Source organism: Streptomyces albipurpureus (assembly GCF_023701525.1).
GTDB classification, from domain to species: domain Bacteria; phylum Actinomycetota; class Actinomycetes; order Streptomycetales; family Streptomycetaceae; genus Streptomyces; species Streptomyces albipurpureus.
Genome location: NZ_JAMQAW010000104.1, coordinates 37,175 through 51,657, shown reverse-complemented (window position 1 = coordinate 51,657; position 14,483 = coordinate 37,175). Strand labels below are relative to the sequence as shown.

Here is a 14,483-nt window from a genome sequence, read left to right as displayed (position 1 = left end):
CAGGAGGACCAACCTCATGGCCATCACCGATGACCTCCGCAAGACCCTGACCGACCCCAAGCCCCTCTACTTCTTCGCCGGCACAGCTGACCTGGCAGTCCAGGAGGCCAGGAAGGTGCCCGCGATCCTTGAGCAGCTCGCGGCCGAGGCGCCCGGGCGGATCGAGGCAGTGCGCAACACCGACCCCAAGACCGTGCAGGAGAAGGTGACCGTCCAGGCCAAGGAGGCCCAGGTCACCGTGCAGACCAAGGTCAATGAGGTGCTCGGGGGGTTCGACGCCGACTTCAGGAAGCTCAGCGAAACCGCTCAGGACCTGGCGCTGCGCAGTGTCGGCGTCGCGGCTGAGTACGCGGTCAAGGCCCGGGAGACCTACGAGAAGGTCGCCGAGCACGGCGAGCAGGCCGTGCGCAACTGGCGCGGTGAGGCGGCCGAGGAGATCACCGAGATCGCCGTCGCCGTCGAGCCCGAGCCGGCGAAGCCTCAGCCGGCGAAGGCCCGCCCTGCCAGGTCCGCTCCCTCCAAGACCGCGGTCCGCTCGCAGCCGAAGACCGAGCCGAAGACCGAGCCGAAGACCGAGCCGAAGACGGAGCCGAAGACGGAGCCGAAGACCGAGGTGAGGAACGGGGTCAAGGCGCCGCAGCCCAAGCCCGCGGCCCGGAAGGCTTCGCCGGCCCCCGGCAAGAGCACCACGGCCCGCAAGCCGGCGGCCAAGAAGACGCCCCCGCCCGCCCAGTAGGCATATGCGTAGGGTCAGAATGGGCCGGGCACCTTTGGGGTGTCCGGCCCGTTCTCCAGGTACCTTTGCGGCGAGGTGCCATATCAGACAAGGCGGTGCTCCCCATGCTTCGCGAGAACTTCGACGCGTCCCTCTCGCTCGTGCTCTTCCTGGTCTTCGTGGTGTCGTCGGTGACCGCGCTGGTCATGGCTGCGATGGCGCGCGAGGACGCCTACCGCGCCGCTGAGAAGCAGACGAAGAACTTCTGGTTGATCCTCCTCGGCGTCACCGTCGTGGTGAACCTGCTCCTGAACATCCTGTTCCTGTCCATCGCCGGGTTGATCGCCACCATCGTCTTCCTCGTCGATGTGCGCCCTGCCCTCAAGCAGGTCGCGGGCGGCGGTGGCGGTAAGCGCGGCGGTTCCAGCAGCGATGGCCCCTACGGCCCGTACAACGGCGGTAGGTGACCGAACCGGCCCGGCGCTGAGCAGGGGCTAGCCCCTGCTCAGCAGCAGTACCGCCACATCATCGGTGAGCTCTCCGCCGTTGAGTTCCCGCACCTCGGTCACCGCCGAGTCCAGCAGTTCCTCGCCCTGCAGTCCCGCCGCCAGCTGCCGGTTGATCATCTGAACCATGCCCTCGTCGCCCAGGCGCTGCTTCTGGCCCGGGCCCGAGCGGCCCTCGATCAGCCCGTCCGTGTACATCATCAGGCTCCATGCCCCGCCCAGCTCCACCTGGAGGCGCGGCCAGCGGGCCTTGGACAGCAGACCGAGCGCCGGGCCACCGCTCTCGTACGGCAGCAACTGCGCGGCCCGGCCCGCCCGCGTGATCAGTGGCGATGGGTGACCGGCCAGACACAGCCCCGCCCGTCGCCCATCCGGTGCGATGTCGACCGTGCAGAGCGTCGCGAAGATCTCTTCGCTCTCCCGCTCGTGCTCCAACACCCGCTGGAGGGTCGACAGCAGTTCGTCCCCGCAGAGTCCGGCGAAGGTCAACGCCCGCCATGCGATACGCAGCTCCACACCGAGCGCCGCCTCGTCCGGGCCATGGCCGCAGACATCACCGATCATGGCGTGGACCGTGCCGTCCGGGGTGCGGACGGTGTCGTAGAAGTCGCCGCCGAGCAGCGCCCGGGAGCGGCCGGGGCGATAGCGGGCGGCGAACCTCAGGTTCGAGCCTTCGAGCAGGGGCGTCGGTAGCAGCCCGCGCTCAAGCCGGGCGTTCTCCTGGGCCCGGAGTCGGGACTCCGCCAACTTGATCTGCGCGGTGTCGGCGCGCTTGCGCTCCACCGCGTACCTCACGGTCCGGCTCAGCAGCCGTTCGTCCAGCTCATCGCGGAAGATATGGTCCTGCGCCCCCACGCGTACGGCCTCTGTGGCGCGTTCCGCGTCGTCCGAGGTGGTCAGGGCGAGGACGGCGTGCCGTGGCGCGAGGCGCAGCACCTGTTTGAGCGCTGCCAACGCATCATCGCCCGAGGTGGGCAGGGCGAGATCGACCAGCACGCAGTGGACGTCATCGGTGAGCAGCCGCTCGGCCTCGGTGAGGTTGCGGGCGCTGCGGATGCGTACCCGAGTGCCCGCGGTGGCGGGCAGCTCGGGAACCGAGAAGGGCCCGGTGGGATCTTCCTCGATCACCAGCAGGGTGAGATCGGTGTTGCCGGGTCCGGCAGGGGCAGCGGACTGCGCGCTGTGGCTGCCGAGGCTGGCTCTGTGGACGCTGTCGCCAGCGGTACGGCTGGCGCCTGGAGCACCGCCAGTGGGTGCGCCGACGGTTGCGGCGCCGCCAAGCGCGGTCTCCGCGGCGGGGACTTTCCGCTGCCGCGGTACGGGTACTGGCATTGATCCGGTTTCCTTCCCTCCCCCGAGGGCACGGCGGGACGACGTTCGACAACCCGCCAGACGGGGACCATAGCGCTAGCCCCGGCGGTTGCGGAATGGCGGCGGGGGTGGGGGTGGCGTCATCTGACCGGGATAAGAAGGCGGTTGGCGGGGCTCCATGACGAACATCACGCCCGTCGGGCACGTTCGGTTACTGGGGGCGGGGGACTCAGGGCGTCGCTGTCGCGCGGGTGGCGGGCCCCGAGACGGCCATCAGGCCCCTGAGCGGGATGCGAGAGCCGCCCTGGGGGTGGGCAGGGGGGAAGTATGGCAGGTGGGGTGGCAGGAGACGGGGTGGTCTCAGCAGCCTGCGCCGGTCTGTCGCGCGGTGCTGCTCGCGGCCCTCTTCGGGATGCCATCCGCCCGTTCGTCTGGCTTCCCATGGCGCCGGGAGGGGTCTCAACAGCCCTCCACGGTGTTCCCAACGGCCTCTGCGGGCCATCCCGGACTTTCCTGGGCTACCGAGCGTGCTCGGCGCTCTACGGGGCGCTGCGATTGCTCACCAGCCTCGTGGGTCCCAACTGTTTCACCGGGACGGCCCACGCATGGCTGATTCTGGTCTCTTCGCGCGATGGTTCGCGGGAGTACTCAATGAAGGGGCTGCCGTGAAACGTCCCTTATGTGTCGTTCGCGAGACCGAGTGGTTCGCAAGTCGAGTTTGTCCACGAGACGTAGTTGGCAGGGGCTCTCCAGGAAACTGGTCGTGAGGGCACAGCCGATGCCGCTCTTCCAGCCACTCCCCGCACCGCCCCGCGCCAGCCGTACCGCCCACGCTGCCTGACACCGCCCGGCGCTGGCCGGTAGCACTCCAGCCGGCCGGTGGCACCCGGACGGCATGCTCACCCACCGCGAGCGCCGACGTTCGACCGCCACCGTGGCCACCACCGGAGCCGGACCGGCGCCCGCTCCGGGGCACATCAGCCCTCCCGGTGTCGTCAGGATCAGGGGCGTACGACTCCGAGGATCTTCATCGAACCCGCACCCGTCAGTGTCACATTCCGTCCCGGGCGCGGGGCGTGCACGATCGTCCCGTCTCCGACGTACATCCCCACATGACTGGCGTCCGCGTGGTAGATGATCAGGTCGCCGGGCTGCATGCTCTCCACCGCGACCTTGGGCAGTTGTCGCCACTGCTCCTGTGAGGTCCTGGGGATGGGCTGCCCGGCCGCCGCCCACGCCTGGGAGGTCAGCCCCGAGCAGTCATAGGACCCCGGCCCCTCCGCACCCCATTCATACGGCTTGCCGATCTGCGACCTGGCGAACTCCACCGCGGTCTCGCCCTGGGAAGCCGCCGCCCCGGGAGCGGCGGCGGTCTCCTGAAGCGGAGTGGATCTCATCCACTCCCGTTGTGCCTTCTCCGCGGCCTGCCGCTCAAGCACCAGCATGCGCTCGTGCTCTACCGTCTTCAGCCGGCCCTCTATCGCCTCCGCGGCGGCGATCTTGGTGGCGATCTCCTTCTTCGCCTTCGCCTGCCGGACGCGATTGGCCTCCAGCTTGCGCCACTCGGTGCCGGCGTCCTTGGTGTACGACTCCAAGTCGGCCTGGGTCTGCTCCAACTCGCGCATCAGATCCCGGGTCGCCTTCATCCCGTCCTTGATCCGGCTCGCGCCGTCGAGGAAGAGTCGAGGATCATCGGTGAGCATGAGGTGGGCTTCGGGGGGCAGCCCACCGCTCTGGTACTGAGCGCGGGCGGCCGCTCCCGCACGGAGTTTGAGATCGTCGATGCGGGCCTGGCCCTGGATGATTCGCTGGGCCAGTTTCCCGATCTCCGCCGACTGCTTCTTGGCCTGTTCCTCGGCGAGGTTGTAGGCGTCGGTCGCCGATACCGCCTGGTGGTAGAGGCCCTCTATCTCCAGGCGGACCTCGTCCAGCGTCTTCTTCGCGGCGGGGGCCGTGCCGCTCGCGCCGCCCCTCGGGAGCGGTTCGGGAGCCTTCGGCAGCAGGGGCGCGCCGGGGGCCGCGGCGGGTGGCCCAGGAGCGAGAGGAGAGGCGAAAGCCGTGCCGGGTGCCGTCAGGACAGTCAGCGCGCAGACCAGTGCGATCGCCGCGGTGGCACAGTGGCGTCGATTCACGCCTTCCCCTCCAGTAACACAGTTGATTGACCGTCAGTACCTGTCGGCGCTGTCGTGATGCTGTGTTGGCGTTCCTCCATGCGGCGGAGTCACCCCATTGATCCCCCGAAGTCACTGACGAACGGCACCACCTGGGCGTTCCCACCTAGCCGTTCCCATCGCGCACCCTGCTCACCCCTCAACAGGGCCCCTGCCATGGCGCCCATGGGCGATGTCACTCACACCGCCGTCCCGCGGCCCGCGCACCTCCGGTCGTCGGGACGGTCACCCGGAACGCGGCGCGAGTGCTTCCCACTCCACCGTGACCTCTCCCTGACGCCACCTTCTGCTGTCGTCGCTCAGCGGCCAGTCGGTTCCCAGGGCGCGAACCGCCGTGATCCAGCGCTGCCGTGCACTGAGTGAGGCATAGGGTGCGGCCGTCGCCCAGGCGCGGTCGAAATCACGGAGGAACGCATGGATCGGCTCGCCCGGCACATTGCGGTGGATCAGCGCCTTGGGCAGTCGCTCCGCGAGGTCGGACGGGCGAGCCAGGGAACCCAGCCGGGCCGCGAAGGTCACCGTGCGCGGGCCACCGGGCCCCAGGGCCACCCACACATGCCGACGTCCGATCTCATCGCAGGTGCCCTCGACCAGCAGTCCGCCGGGGGCGAGCCGCCCACACAGCCGCGCCCAGACCGAAGCCACGTCCCCCTCCTCGTACTGGCGCAGCACATTGGCCGCGCGGATCAGGGCGGGCGCGGGCTCGATGGGGATCTCAAAGCCGCCGTGCCGAAAGCTCAGCCCTTCGCGTTCGTAGGGCTTGGCCGCGCTGACTCGCGCCGGATCGATCTCGATGCCCACGACCTCGCAGCGCGGGTCGGCGGTTCGCAGCCTTCGCAGTAGTTCGAGGGTGGTCCACGGGGCGGCTCCGTAGCCGAGGTCGACGGCCGTCGGGCGATCGCAGCGGCGCAGCGCGGGGCCGTGGACGGCAGCGATCCAGCGGTCCATCCGGCGCAGCCGGTTGGGGTTGGTGGTCCCGCGGGTCGCGGTGCCTACGGGGCGGGTCATGCGTTCGAGCGTATGCGCCGTGGTGTGCGGTCGGAGCCGTCTGGTCCGGCTGCCCGCCCGATGGCGATGAGGGAGTTCTGGACAGACTCCCGTCCCGGGCGAACGGTAGACCGTAGGCCCCTCGAAGAGTGAGCCATAGCTAATCGCCCCAAAGCGGCACAAGGCGACTCGCTGCGGAGAGCTCAGCTCGTTGGTAATAATTTGGTAAAGCGGACATCCGCCGGAAATGGAAGAGGTCGGTCCGCTGTTGACGGCGGGTGGAGGGCTGCCTGTGGCCGCAGCTTGACATGCCCTGAGCGAGGAGGACCTTCGAGGTGAGCCAGTATGTCTCCCGCCTCTCCAGCACGTTCATGGCTCCCCGCATCAGATTTCCCGGCGGTCACCGCAAGCCGCGCCGCATCGCCATGCTCAGCGTCCACACCTCGCCCCTCCACCAGCCGGGGACCGGCGACGCGGGCGGTATGAACGTCTACATCGTCGAGCTGGCCAAGCGACTGGCCGCCATCAACATCGAAGTCGAGATCTTCACCCGGGCCACCGCGGGCGGCCTGCCCCCCGTCGTCGAGCTCGACCCCGGGGTGCTCGTACGCCATGTGGACGCCGGCCCCTACGAGGGCCTGGCCAAGGAAGAGCTACCGGGCCAGCTGTGCGCCTTCACCCATGGTGTGATGCAGGCCTGGGCAGGGCATCGCCCCGGCCACTACGACCTCGTCCACTCCCACTACTGGCTCTCCGGCCATGTCGGCTGGCTCGCCGCCGAGCGTTGGGGAGTGCCGCTGGTGCACGCCATGCACACCATGGCCAAGGTCAAGAACGCCGCACTCGCCGACGGTGACGTCGCCGAGCCCGCGTCCCGTGTCATCGGGGAGACCCAGATCGTCAACGCCGCCGACCGGCTGATCGCCAACACCGCCGAAGAGGCCGACGAACTCGTTCGCTTCTACGAGGCAGACCCGGCCAAGGTCGCCGTCGTCCACCCCGGGGTCAATCTCGACCGGTTCCGCCCCGCCGATGGACGTGCCGCCGCCCGCGCCCGGCTCGGGGTTCCCCAGAACGCCTTCGTCCCCCTCTTCGCGGGACGCATCCAGCCGCTCAAGGCCCCCGACATCGTGCTACGGGCGGTCGCGCAACTACTGGTGCGGGAACCTTCCCTGCGCGCACGGATGTACGTACCCATCGTCGGCGGTCCGAGCGGCAGCGGGCTGGCGAGGCCCGAGGGGCTGCAGAAGTTGGCCGCTCGACTGGGCATCGCCGATATCGTCCACTTCCACCCCCCGGTGGGCCAGGAACTGCTCGCCGACTGGTTCCGTGCCGCGTCCACCCTGGTGATGCCCTCGTACAGCGAATCCTTCGGCCTGGTCGCGATCGAGGCGCAGGCCGCGGGCACCCCGGTGATCGCCGCCGCGGTCGGTGGACTACCGGTCGCGGTCCGCGACGGGCGTACCGGCATCCTCGTCGACGGCCATGACCCCTCCGACTACGCGGCGGCCCTCCACCGGCTCCTCCTCGATCCCGGCCTGGTCACCCGGATGGGCGCGGAGGCCGCCCGCCATGCCGAGCACTTCGGCTGGGACACCGCCGCGGCGGCCACCGCGGACGTCTACACCGCCGCGATGTGCGAACGCCGCCGCCGGGTACGCTCGCAACATGTCTGACGTACGACAGCCCGCAGGGATCATCGAGAGCGCGCTCGACGACGCGGGCCTGGAGTGGGAGAGCCCGGCGAGCGGCTCCTATGTGGTCACCCTCCCGGGCACCCGCAAGTTGTCGACGGCCTGCTCGCTCCGGATCGGCAAGCACTCCCTGTCGGTGAACGCCTTCGTCATCCGCCATCCCGACGAGAACGCCGCCGTGGTGCACCGCTGGCTGCTGGAGCGCAATCTCAAGCTCTATGGAGTCAGTTACGCGGTCGACCGGCTGGGCGATGTCTATGTGACCGGACGGCTTCCGCTCTCGGTGATCACCGCCGATGAGCTGGACCGACTGCTGGGATCGGTCCTCGAAGCATCGGACGGGGCGTTCAACACCCTGCTGGAGTTGGGGTTCGCGACCGCCATTCGCAAGGAGTACGCCTGGCGGGTGTCGCGCGGTGAGTCCACCAGGAACCTGGACGCGTTCACCGGGCTGACCGCCGGGCTGCCCGCCGGACCCCCCGAGGGACTCGGCGAGGACAAGGACCAAGACTAGGGAACAGGGCCAGGAGCAGGACGGGGCAGGTCTGCCTGACGTTCGCCCAGCCCGCTGTGGCGAGGCTGGTGAGCCGTAGCCTCCGCGGTGATGCTGGTGGGCCCTCCTGTCCCACCAGGCCCAGGGCACCCCGCAGGGGCGGGGATGGGACGGCCCACTGTCTTGATCTTGCTCTGGTGGACCGCCCCTTGATGCGCCCCGGACCGGTACGGGTCAGAATCTGCGCATGAGTCAAATGTCCGGTGAGTCCGGGTTCGGGCGACCTGTGAAGGGAGCCGCGGCACCACAGGATCGGGCCCCTCACCAGCGGCTCGCCCTTGCGGCCATGATGTTCGCGGTGTCGATGACCTTCATCGACCAGACGATCGTCGCCATCGCCGCTCCCGACATCACCGATGAACTGGGTCTCTCCTCGGCCGGAATGCGATGGGTGGTCAATGCCTATCTGCTGGCCCTCGCGGCGTTCTTCGCGCTCGGCGGGCGACTGGCCGACGTCTTCGGCCATCGCCGGGTGATGCTCGTCGGCACCCTGGTCTTCGTCGTCTCGTCGATCCTGTGCGGCTGCGTACCGGCGGGCGGTTTCGCCCAATCATGGATGATCATCTTCCGGGCGACCCAGGGGCTGGGTGCCGCGCTGATGTTTCCGGCCGCCCTCGCCGTGGTCGTCGCGGTCTTCCCGGTCGAGCGGCGCGGGCGGGCGCTTGCCCTCTTCTTCGGTGTCTCCGGTGGTCTCACCGCGTTGGGACCGCTGCTGGGCGGTTGGCTCACCACCTGGACCTGGCGGGCGATCTTCTGGGTCAATGTGCCGGTCGCGCTGATCGCGATCGCCCTGACCGTACTGGCCCACATTCCCAACGTCGTACGGCGCGAACGGCTCGATGTCCCGGGCGCGGCGCTGGTGGCCGTTGGCATGGGGCTCAGTGTGCTGGGACTTCAGCAGGCGTCCGGGTGGGGCTGGGGCGCCGCCACCACCTGGCTCTGCGTCGGCGGCGGACTCGCCGTCCTGGTCATCTTCTGCCTGTACGAACTCCGTGTCGCCGAAAATCCCCTGATCAAGCTTCAGGTCTTCCGCGATCGCGCCTTCGCCGCCGATTCCGCGGTGCTCTTCTTCGCGATGCTGGCCTTTGTGCCACTCTTCTTCTTCGCCTCCGTGTACGCGCAGGTGTCCCTCGGCTCCACCCCCAATGAGGCCGCTCTCTATCTCCTCTACTTCTTCATCGGATTTGCGGTCACCTCCCAGATCGGTGGACGCATTCTGGACAAGCGCGGAGCCAGGCCGGCAATGCTGCTCGGCTGCGCGCTGGGCGCGGCCGGATTCGCCCTGTGGGCCGGAAAGCTGACAGACCTCTCCTTCAGTGCCCAGTGGCCCTATGTGGTTCTCGCCGGCGCGGGCATCGGTTTTCTGCTCGCCCCGGCGTCGACGGACGCGGTGAACCGCTCGATCAACGCCTCCTACGGCGAGGTCACCGGCATCACCCAGACCGTGCGCAACTACGCGGCCGCGGTGGGCCTCGCCGTCTTTGGGACCGTGCTCGCCCATGTCACCACCGACCGGGTGGCCCAGACACTGGAGTCGCGCGGGCTGCCGGAGCAACTGGCGCGGCAGGCCGCGCGGAACGTCGCCCAGTCGGTGACCGGCCACGGGGACGGCCGTGAGCCCGCGGGGGAGGGGCCCATCGCCGAATTGGTGAGGAAGTCGTCCCAGGCGTTGCGCATGGACTTCGCCGAGGCCAACCAGTGGGTGTTCTACGGGATGGCGATCGCCCTCGGCCTTGCGTTCGTGTGCGCGCTGGCCCACCCGGGTACCCGGGTCACGGCAGGCACAACAACCACCGAAGGTTGAGGGGCAGGGGTAGAGAGCGCGCCATGGGGAAATGCGGAACCATCGATTCGAGGTGACCTGCAACACAATGCCGTTGTCGGCGGTGAATCCGCTTGTGAACTCCACCGCATGAGTCGCACAGGCCAACCGCGCTCATTCGGCCACAGATGACGCTTCCTCATATGGGTACCGTGTGCAACTACCCTGTTGTGCACTCTGTTTGCAGGCGTACGGCTTCGTTAAATTACCCGCCATCACCCGTCATCAGGAATAACTCCCGACTCGGAACAGTGCGATTGTTCGCTCCACACCCACCTGCCGAAAAGGGAGAGACACATGCGCCGGACCAGACGCATCATCCTGCCCCCGCTCCTCGCCACGCTCCTGGTGTCGGGAACGGGCGGACTCGCCGCGGCCCACGCCGGCCCCCAGCAGCACTCCGGCCACACTCCGAGCGCGGGGGCCGCCCTTCAGGCCGGCAGTCCAGGCGCGATCACCCTCGGCGATCACCATGCGCCCGCCCCGCCGCGTCATGGTGCTGTCCAGGGCCAACGAGGCTGAGAACTGTCCCATCCCGGCCGAGGAGGGCCCCATCGCGTTCTTCCCGGAGATCGCACGCCAGGCCTCCAGCGCGGAAGTCCCGGAGAGCGGAGGAGTCCTAGAGAGAAGAGGAGCCGGCAGCGGTGGGCGACTTCTCACCACCGCTCGCCCCCTCACCGTTCGAAGCGTCCGAGGCCGCCGGCTCGCCATCAGGCTGCTCCGGGGGCAGCTTGCGCATCAGCCCCCAGTACCCCGCACCGGCCGCCGTCCCCAGGACCGCGCACATCCCCCACAGCCACTGGGCCCCCAGCCCATCCACGACCGTACCGGCGAGCACCGGGGCGACCATGGCCGCCGTGGCCCAGGACAGGGTGTACACGCCCTGGTAGCGCCCCCGGCCGCGCACCGGCGAGAGCCTGACCACCAAGCCCATCTGCGTCGGCGCGTTCACCATCTCCGCCAGCGTCCAGACGCACACCGTCAGCGCGTACACCGCGATCGACCCGGCGAACGCGGTCAGCCCGAAGCCGTACCCCGCCATCAGTGCCGAGAAGATCAGCAGTCGTCGTGAGTCGCGGTGCTCGATAAAGCGGGTGAGCGGAATCTGCAACGAGACGATCAGCACGCCGTTGAGGGCCATCACCAGACCGAAGTCGGCCGCCGAGAAACCAGCCGCCCCCATGGCCAGCGGCAGCCCGACGAACCCCTGCATAAAGATGAGCGCGATCAGGAACGACAGCCCGACCGTGCCCATGAAGCGCCTGTCCCGCAGCACCGTGCCCAGGCTCACCCGCTCCTCGGGCACCGCCGGCCGGGTCGGCCCCGCTGCGTCGGTGCTCCCCGGCTGGGACTCGGGCACCTTCACATAGATGAAGATCGCGCAGGCCAGGGTCATGACGGCCTCCCCGAGGAAGCCCACCAGATAGCTGTACTCCGCGATGAACCCCGCCGCCACGGCCGAGACGGCGAAGCCCAGGTTGATCGCCCAGTAGTTCAGGGAGAACGCCCGCACCCGGTCCTTGGGCGGCACGATGTCGGCCATCATCGCCTGCACGGCGGGCCTGGAGGCGTTGGTCGCCGCGCCCACCACCGTGGCGACGACGGCGATGGCCACCGGATGCTGCACAAACCCCAGCACCGCCACCGACACGGCCGAGGAGCCCTGGGAGATCAGCAGGGTGGGGCGCCGCCCCAGCCGGTCGGTCATCACCCCCGCACCGATCGACGAGACCATGCCGCCGAGCCCGTACAGCGAGGCCACCAACCCCGCGTACGAGGCCGAGTAGCCCCGGTCCAGGGTGAGATACAGGGTCATGAAGGTCGCGACGAACCCTCCGAGCCGATTGACCAGGGTGCTGGTCCACAGCCACCAGAACTCGCGGGGCAACCCGGAGACGGAGTCCTTGAACGCGCGTCTGAGCCGAGCGATCGGCATATATCCCCCCAGTGGCCCGGATCAGGTCATGTAATAGCTCTATCGGTATAGGGCACATTACATATGCTGACTTCCGGTCGCCAGGGAGTTGACGCGGACCATCCAGCGAGACGGCGAAGGGCGTCCACTAGGCTCGGACACATGGCCGACGCACCGTACAAGCTGATCCTCCTCCGTCACGGCGAGAGCGAGTGGAACGCCAAGAACCTGTTCACCGGCTGGGTGGACGTCAATCTCACCGAGAAGGGCGAGAAGGAGGCGGTCCGCGGCGGAGAGCTGCTCAAGGACGCCGGCCTGCTCCCCGATGTACTGCACACCTCGCTCCAGCGGCGCGCCATCCGCACCGCCCAGCTCGCACTGGACTCCGCGGACCGGCACTGGATCCCCGTCCACCGCTCCTGGCGGCTCAACGAGCGGCACTACGGCGCGCTCCAGGGCAAGGACAAGGCGCAGACCCTCGCCGAGTTCGGCGAGGAGCAGTTCATGCTCTGGCGCCGCTCCTACGACACCCCGCCCCCGGCGCTGGAGGACGGCACCGAGTTCTCGCAGAGCGACGACCCGCGCTACGCCACCATTCCGCCGGAGCTGCGCCCGCGCACCGAGTGCCTCAAGGACGTCGTCGACCGGATGCTCCCGTACTGGTACGACGGCATCGTCCCGGACCTGCTGGCCGGACGTACCGTCCTGGTCGCCGCCCATGGCAACTCGCTGCGCGGGCTGGTCAAGCACCTCGACGGCGTCTCGGATGAGGACATCGCCGGTCTGAACATCCCGACCGGCATCCCGCTGGCGTATGAGCTCGACGCCGACTTCAAGCCGCTCAAGCGGGGCGGCACCTACCTCGACCCGGCCGCGGCCGCGGCGGCGATCGAGGCGGTCAAGAACCAGGGCAAGAAGAAGTAGCCTTTGTGATCATGCCCCCGACCTGCGCTTACAGCGCGAGACGGGGGCATTTTCACGGCCTGGGGCACCTATCCGCGGTTGCTCCGCAGATAGGGGGCTTGCCTCGGTCGCGGGGCCGGCTAGGGGCCGGCTGCGGGCAGCGGCGGGCATCGCGCGAGGCGGATCGAGGCATGAACCGCGGACATGGGCCGCGCCTTCGCTCTCGCGGCGAGGTCTTCGAAGTAGCTCATGGCGTGGGTGGTGAGCGCCCGCTCCCGGCAGATGTAGGGAGCCAGGGCATCCCACATGGTCACGATGTTCAGGCCGTACGAGCCGATCACCAGCCGCTCGTCCACCACGCCATGGGCGACGAGCTTGCCCACGTCGTCGTAGAACAGGCTGACCCGGCGCAGAACCTCCGGGGGCAGCCTTCGATACCCGTGCTCAGGCGAGTGTTCGATCGCCAGTCGAGTTCCGATGTACGCGATCGCTTCTGAGAACTCTGGTTCGCGAGTCTCTCGAAACAGCTCGATGACTATGGGCAGCACATGGGAGTTCAGGCGAGACGCAGCTGACGATGTGCGACGGCTACCGAGGTTGCCAACGCCGCCAGGGCTATGAGGACGGCAAGCAGATTCAGCGACAGGCTCATGGCGGAGGCTAGGCGCCATCCCCTGGTCCCCGCACGGTCTCTGCCATCGCCACGGCCCGCACTCTCCGCCGACGCCAGGCCCTGTACGACATCGCCGTACAGGGCCCGTGCGCAATTTCAGCAGCTGCCGCCGCACTGGCATGAGCCGCCGGACTGGCAGCCGCAGCCGCAGCCCGCGCCGCAGCCGCAGGCGCCGAGCAGGGGCAGTCGCCTCGCTTCGGTGGTGGTGTCCTGCTGGGGGTCTGGCATGGGGGAATCGGCCATGGGTCCCTCCTGATGGGCGTACGAGCCGTACAAGACGTACGAGAATTGCCGCCTCTCGCCCTTTCATGCCCGCCGAAGCGGGCGCATCAACAGCGCGCGGAGGCACGACCGTCCGCCCGGCGGCCATCATGCGATCCGGCGTACGGCCCCGCCGTCGAAACCCCGTGCGATGTGAACTCCCCAGCTGCCCCAGGGTCTGTCGTCTGGATCGAGCCCGGCAAGATCCAAACGAGAAGCCCTAGGTGGCGTCCACCGGGGTCACGGGCTGGATCTCGTCCGCGTGCTCGCCCGTGACCAGATAGACGACCCGCTTGGCCACCGACACCGCATGGTCCGCGAACCGCTCGTAGTAGCGGCCCAGCAGCGTCACATCCACCGCGGTCTCGATACCGTGCTTCCACCGGTCGTCCATCAGGTGCTGGAAGAGCGTCCGGTGCAGCAGATCCATCTCATCGTCGTCCGTCTCCAGCTGGAGGGCCAGATCGACGTCCTTGGTGATGATGACCTCGCCCGCCTTGGCCATCAGCCGCTGCGCCAGCTGCCCCATCTCCAGGATCGTCGCCTGGAGGTCCAGGGGCACAGCCGAATCCGGGAAGCGCAGCCTAGCCAGCTTGGCCACATGCTGGGCCAGATCGCCCGAGCGCTCCAGATCGGCGCTCATCCGCAGCGAGGTCACCACGATCCGTAGGTCCGTGGCCACCGGCTGCTGCCGCGCCAGCAGGGCGATGGCGCGCGCCTCCAGATCGTGCTGAAGGTCATCGACGCGCTGATCGGCGGCGATCACGGTTTCGGCCAGTTTCAGATCGGCGTCCAGCATGGCCGTGGTGGCGCGTCCAATCGCCGACCCCACCAGCCGGGCCATCTCGACAAGACCTTCGCCGATGGAATCCAGTTCCTCGTGGTACGCGTCCCGCATCGGGTTCCCTTTCTGGCTGTGAACAGAGGTCCGGGTGGGGAACTCAGACCCCCACGCTCCCACGGTGCGGTGAT

General features: G+C 68.7%; 14 protein-coding genes. 7 read left to right on the top strand and 7 right to left on the bottom strand.

Annotated elements, in window-relative coordinates; all coding sequences use genetic code 11:
• Window positions 1–16 precede the first annotated feature (16 nt).
• Window positions 17–736, top strand: coding sequence for a hypothetical protein (locus tag NBG84_RS39285; RefSeq protein WP_250924527.1), 720 nt, complete (start codon window positions 17–19; stop codon window positions 734–736).
• Window positions 737–840: 104 nt separating this feature from the next.
• Window positions 841–1,182: a DUF2516 family protein gene (locus NBG84_RS39280; RefSeq protein ID WP_250924526.1), complete on the top strand. Its 342-nt coding sequence runs from the start codon at window positions 841–843 to the stop codon at window positions 1,180–1,182.
• 27 nt (window positions 1,183–1,209) lie between these two features.
• On the opposite strand, the gene NBG84_RS39275 is transcribed toward NBG84_RS39280, so the two are convergent.
• The 3 genes from NBG84_RS39275 to NBG84_RS39265 all read right to left on the bottom strand — a co-directional run bounded on the left by NBG84_RS39275 (window position 1,210) and on the right by NBG84_RS39265 (window position 5,711).
• Window positions 1,210–2,553 (bottom strand): PP2C family protein-serine/threonine phosphatase, encoded by a 1,344-nt coding sequence (locus NBG84_RS39275; RefSeq protein ID WP_250924525.1) that lies wholly within the window; start codon window positions 2,551–2,553, stop codon window positions 1,210–1,212.
• 980 nt (window positions 2,554–3,533) lie between these two features.
• Window positions 3,534–4,664 carry a C40 family peptidase gene (locus NBG84_RS39270; RefSeq protein ID WP_250924524.1) on the bottom strand — a complete coding sequence of 377 codons (1,131 nt, stop codon included), beginning with the start codon at window positions 4,662–4,664 and terminating at the stop codon, window positions 3,534–3,536.
• Window positions 4,665–4,928: 264 nt separating this feature from the next.
• Window positions 4,929–5,711 carry a class I SAM-dependent methyltransferase gene (locus tag NBG84_RS39265; RefSeq protein ID WP_250924523.1) on the bottom strand — a complete coding sequence of 261 codons (783 nt, stop codon included), beginning with the start codon at window positions 5,709–5,711 and terminating at the stop codon, window positions 4,929–4,931.
• A gap of 314 nt (window positions 5,712–6,025) precedes the next feature.
• Between NBG84_RS39265 and mshA the strand changes: the two genes are divergently transcribed.
• The 4 genes from mshA to NBG84_RS39245 all read left to right on the top strand — a co-directional run bounded on the left by mshA (window position 6,026) and on the right by NBG84_RS39245 (window position 10,281).
• Window positions 6,026–7,366 carry a D-inositol-3-phosphate glycosyltransferase gene (mshA, locus tag NBG84_RS39260; protein ID WP_250924522.1) on the top strand — a complete coding sequence of 447 codons (1,341 nt, stop codon included), beginning with the start codon at window positions 6,026–6,028 and terminating at the stop codon, window positions 7,364–7,366.
• The gene (locus NBG84_RS39255; RefSeq protein WP_250924521.1) at window positions 7,359–7,898 is read left to right on the top strand and encodes a type III secretion system chaperone family protein; all 540 of its coding nucleotides are present in this window, start codon (window positions 7,359–7,361) and stop codon (window positions 7,896–7,898) included. The genes mshA and NBG84_RS39255 overlap by 8 nt, the downstream gene beginning before the upstream one ends.
• Before the next feature lie 235 nt (window positions 7,899–8,133).
• Window positions 8,134–9,741, top strand: a complete 1,608-nt coding sequence (locus NBG84_RS39250; protein WP_425608788.1) for an MFS transporter — start codon at window positions 8,134–8,136, stop codon at window positions 9,739–9,741.
• Between the two features lie 315 nt (window positions 9,742–10,056).
• Window positions 10,057–10,281, top strand: a complete 225-nt coding sequence (locus NBG84_RS39245) for a hypothetical protein (protein WP_250924520.1) — start codon at window positions 10,057–10,059, stop codon at window positions 10,279–10,281.
• Window positions 10,282–10,378: 97 nt separating this feature from the next.
• Here the strand turns inward: NBG84_RS39245 and NBG84_RS39240 are convergent, their stop codons facing one another.
• Window positions 10,379–11,695: an MDR family MFS transporter gene (locus NBG84_RS39240; RefSeq protein ID WP_250924519.1), complete on the bottom strand. Its 1,317-nt coding sequence runs from the start codon at window positions 11,693–11,695 to the stop codon at window positions 10,379–10,381.
• Window positions 11,696–11,836: 141 nt separating this feature from the next.
• Here NBG84_RS39240 and NBG84_RS39235 point away from each other — a divergent pair, with 141 nt between their 5' ends.
• Window positions 11,837–12,598 (top strand): phosphoglyceromutase, encoded by a 762-nt coding sequence (locus NBG84_RS39235; protein WP_250924518.1) that lies wholly within the window; start codon window positions 11,837–11,839, stop codon window positions 12,596–12,598.
• 119 nt (window positions 12,599–12,717) lie between these two features.
• On the opposite strand, the gene NBG84_RS39230 is transcribed toward NBG84_RS39235, so the two are convergent.
• The 3 genes from NBG84_RS39230 to phoU all read right to left on the bottom strand — a co-directional run bounded on the left by NBG84_RS39230 (window position 12,718) and on the right by phoU (window position 14,409).
• Complete coding sequence (locus NBG84_RS39230; RefSeq protein WP_250924517.1) at window positions 12,718–13,125, bottom strand: DUF4760 domain-containing protein; 408 nt, start codon at window positions 13,123–13,125, stop codon at window positions 12,718–12,720.
• 221 nt (window positions 13,126–13,346) lie between these two features.
• The gene (locus tag NBG84_RS39225) at window positions 13,347–13,493 is read right to left on the bottom strand and encodes a hypothetical protein (protein WP_250924516.1); all 147 of its coding nucleotides are present in this window, start codon (window positions 13,491–13,493) and stop codon (window positions 13,347–13,349) included.
• Window positions 13,494–13,731: 238 nt separating this feature from the next.
• Window positions 13,732–14,409, bottom strand: a complete 678-nt coding sequence (phoU, locus tag NBG84_RS39220; RefSeq protein WP_250924515.1) for a phosphate signaling complex protein PhoU — start codon at window positions 14,407–14,409, stop codon at window positions 13,732–13,734.
• Window positions 14,410–14,483 lie beyond the last annotated feature (74 nt).